Here is a 3,739-nt window from a genome sequence, read left to right on the forward strand (position 1 = left end):
CTCAGGGCCCAGGCGTTCAGCCGCCGGCCGGCGGCACCGGCCCGTCCCACGCCTCGGCCCCCGCGGCCCCCACGGCCAGCACCGCGCAGCGCACCCAGGGCGCCCCCGGCCCCCGTTGCACCGTGAGCGTGGGCACCGCGGTACGGCGGGCCAGCAGGTTGGTGCCGGGAAGCGCCTCGACGACGTGCCCCGCGCGGGAGGCGCCCTCGCCGAGGTCGCGCAGCCCGCTGAGGTCGCCGGCGACGGACACCACGACCGCGCTGCCGGCCGCGCCCTCGGACCGGACCGGCCCGCCGTCGCGGTCGACGGCGAACCCCCCTTCCGCGGTGTGCAGTTGCCGGGCGGTGCGGATGCGGTGGGTACGCAGATGCCAGGGCGCGGCCGCGCTCAGCCAGGTGGTGATCTCGACGTCGGGCCAGGGGTGCCAGGTGCTGCACACGGTGCCGTCGGCCGCGGTCAGCGGCTCCTCGTTCACCTCGCGGACCCGGAAGTGCACCGGCTCGGCGTCCGGGGCGTCGTCGCTCACCGCGAGCATCGAGTCGTACGCCCCGTGGATCAGGCCGAGTTCACCGGACGGGACGCTGAAGCCGAAGCGGGTGGAGTAGGCGAACTTGGCGTACTTCGCGGAGCCGGCGCGCGCCCACGTGCCGTGCTGGAGCCCGCTGAGCAGGGTCACGTCGCCGCCCGAGCGCATCAGGACGGCGCCGGCGTGCGGCTGCGTGGACACCTCCGGCGCGCCATGCCCGCTCGCCCCGGCTGAACTGGCCGAACTGGCCGCCCCAGCTGCCCTGGTGGGCTCCGCGGCCGCGTGCGGCTCCTCCCCCACCGTCCAGAAGTCGTGCCCGGCCGGCAGCGCGAGCGGCAGGAACGCCTTCATCGCCCAGTACGGCGACCCGGGCCCGTTGTACTGCTCGGCCATCAGCGGCTGCGGGTAGGCGTATCCGATCGAGAGCACCCCGTCGGGCGCGATGTCCGCCTGCCGGGCCCGCCACCAGCGCAGGTGCCGCAGCAGCAGGCCCTTGACCTCGCCGTACGGCAGCGCGTCCACCCCGGCGTACGGCAGCGCGCCCCAGAAGGAACCCTGCGCGAAGCGGTAGGTGAGGCTGCGGCCGAAGGGCACCGCGGCGCCGTCGTCGGCGAACCAGTGCCGGAAGTCCATGGCGAAGGAGGCCGCGCGCTGCCGGAAGCGCTCCGTCCTGGCCGGGTCCTCCTCGCCGGCGAGCGCCGCGTAGATCAGGCCGTAGAAGTGCATCGCCCACGGGATGTAGTAGTCGCGCTGCGCGGTGGCGCCGTCGCCGTACCAGCCGTCGCCGAGGACGTACGTCTCCAGGGTGTCCAGGCGGGCGTGCCGGGCGTCACGGTCGTGGGCGTAGCCGACCCGGTCCAGGCCGAGACGCACCATGACCGGGAAGAAGTTCCAGTTGTTCGGCGGGGTGGCGCGGTCCAGGGAGCCGGCCAGCCAGCGGCCGACGCGGTCGCGCGCCTTGCCGTCGAGCGGGTCCCAGAAGCGCTCGGGGGCCAGCGCGAGGGCGAATCCGATCGCGGCGGTCTCCACCTGGCGCTGGTCCAGGTCGCCGATGTCGCCCCAGTACTCGGGGTGTTCGGGGTCGGTGCCCGCGGCCAGCCCGCGGGCCCACAGCTCCCAGTGCGCGAAGTCGCCGTCGCCCGCGGCCAGCGGCGCCAGCCCCCACAGCGGCCGGGCGTACCCCTCCAGGTCGGCGGCCGCGTCGCCGTGGTGCGCGACGTTCACCCCGGGCCTGATCCGCGCGCCTCCCGGGCTCGCATACGGCACCAGCGCCGCGGCCATTTCCCCGACGTACGCCTGAAGGTCCGCGCGTGCCTGCGCGCCGTCGCCGATCCCGGTGGTCATGGGGTGCCGCCTCCCGAGTGAAGTTGCGATAATTTTCGCAACTCTATCGGGAGGCGTCAACGGCCCGCGGCCCCCACGCCACGCGGACCCGGACCACGAACCCGGACCACGGACCCGGACCACGGACCCGGACCACGGACCCGGTTACGGCCCAAAACCACGGACCCGGTACGGGCCGAACCAGGACCCGGTTCGGTCGGCTCGACAGCGCCCGGCCACAGCGGCCGGACGCCGTCGAGCAGGGTCGGCCCACCGCGCCAACGCCGGGCGCACCGCAGGCGCAGCGCAGGCACACCGCAGGCACACCGCAGGCGTACGGACGGCGAACAACGGCGAACGGGCCGGTCCGGTCAGCTCGGCAGGGTCCAATTCTGCGCGGCCGTGCCGTTGCAGTCCCAGATCCGCAACTGGGTCCCGTCGGCCGTCGAACTGTTCGGGTCGTCCAGGCAGCGCCCGGACTCCGGATTGACCAGCGAGCCGTTCGCCCCGGCCTGCCAGCGCTGCGCACCGGTGCCGTTGCACTGCCACCACTGCACCAGCGTGCCGTCGGCGGTACCGCTCCCGCTCACGTCAAGGCAGCCGCCCAGCGCGCGCAGCGCGCCGCCCGCACCCGGCACGACCGTCCAGTTCTGCGCGCCGGTGCCGTTGCAGCCGTAGAGCTGGACGTGCGTGCCGGGCGCGGTCCCGGCGTTGGCGACGTCCACGCACTTGCCCGGAATGCCGGAACCGATCGGGCCGGTACGGGTCTGGCCGGTGGACGCCAACGCGGACTCCACCAGCGTGGCCGCGCCGCTCATCCCGGCCTCGTTCGGGTGGTACGACGTGCGGCCCGCCGCAGGCGTGTACGTCTCCACCCACGGGACGGCCGCGCACGCGTCGTGGCCGTGGCTCGCGGCGGCCAGGTCGACCAGCGTCGCGCCCGTCGCGGTCGCGGCGGTGCTGGTCGCGTCGGCCAGCCGGAACGCGATGCTGCGCTCGTACGCGGCCTGGTCCGCGGTGAGCGGCACCCCGGTGCACACACCGGAGTCCGGCAGGATGGTGAAGTAGTTGACCAGCAGCACCTTCGCCTGCGGCGCGGTCGCGTGCACCGCGTTGACCACGTCCTCGAGCCGCCCGGCCAGCACCCCGAAGGTCTGGTCGATGGAACCCCGGTCCACGCCGGGGCAGTTCGACCCGCCGCTGGTCTGGCAGGAGTACGCGCCGATGCTGCCCAGGTAGTCCACGTCGTTGCCGCCGATGGTGACGGTGACGAGCTGGGTGGCGCTGGTGACCGCGTCGATCTGCGGCGGCTGCGCGCCCTGGCTGGTCGTCAGCACGTTCGCCGTCGTCGCCCCGCCGCACGAGGCGTCGGTGAGATTCGCACCGATGTCCCGCGCCAGCACGCCGGCGTAGTTGTTCTGCGACCGGGCGCAGGCGGCGGCGCCCGGGCCCGTCTGGACCGGCGGGATACCCGGCCCGGCGGCGAACGAACTGCCCATCGCCACGTAGTTCAGCCCGGCGTCGTCCGCGGCCGCGGCCGCCGTCTTGCCCGTCACCGTCCGGCCCGCGCCCGCCGAGGGCGTCGCCGATGTTCCGGCCACCGCGGCGGGAGCCAGGAACACCGCCATCGCCGCGACGGCCGCCGCGATCCCGACCGGCAGCAACGCCCACCGCCGTCCGGCCGCCGGCCTTCCGCTCGCGCTGCTGCCGCTGCTTCCACTTCCACGAGAAGTTCCCACGCCACCTCCAACCGTAGGGAGCCGCAGCACGGCTCCAAGGACACTGCGCGCTGTGCTCTGTTCGGCTGACTCGCCGCGCACCGGGGCGTGATGCGCCCGGTGCGCGGGAGAAACGGGTGGGCGGCCGTCAGCCGCCGAGGGTGATCTCCAC

Annotated in this window: 2 protein-coding genes; both read right to left on the reverse strand. The window is 74.7% G+C overall.

From position 1 onward, the window contains the following. Nucleotides 1–16: 16 nt before the first annotated feature. Entirely contained in the window at nucleotides 17–1,870 is a 1,854-nt protein-coding gene (locus tag AC13HU_RS33900; RefSeq protein ID WP_483045827.1) for a DUF2264 domain-containing protein, read from the reverse strand. Nucleotides 1,871–2,220: 350 nt separating this feature from the next. Continuing rightward, complete coding sequence (locus tag AC13HU_RS33905) at nucleotides 2,221–3,477, reverse strand: ricin-type beta-trefoil lectin domain protein (protein ID WP_483045828.1); 1,257 nt, start codon at nucleotides 3,475–3,477, stop codon at nucleotides 2,221–2,223. Nucleotides 3,478–3,739: the final 262 nt, after the last annotated feature.

The organism is Streptomyces sp. NH27 (assembly GCF_056859195.1).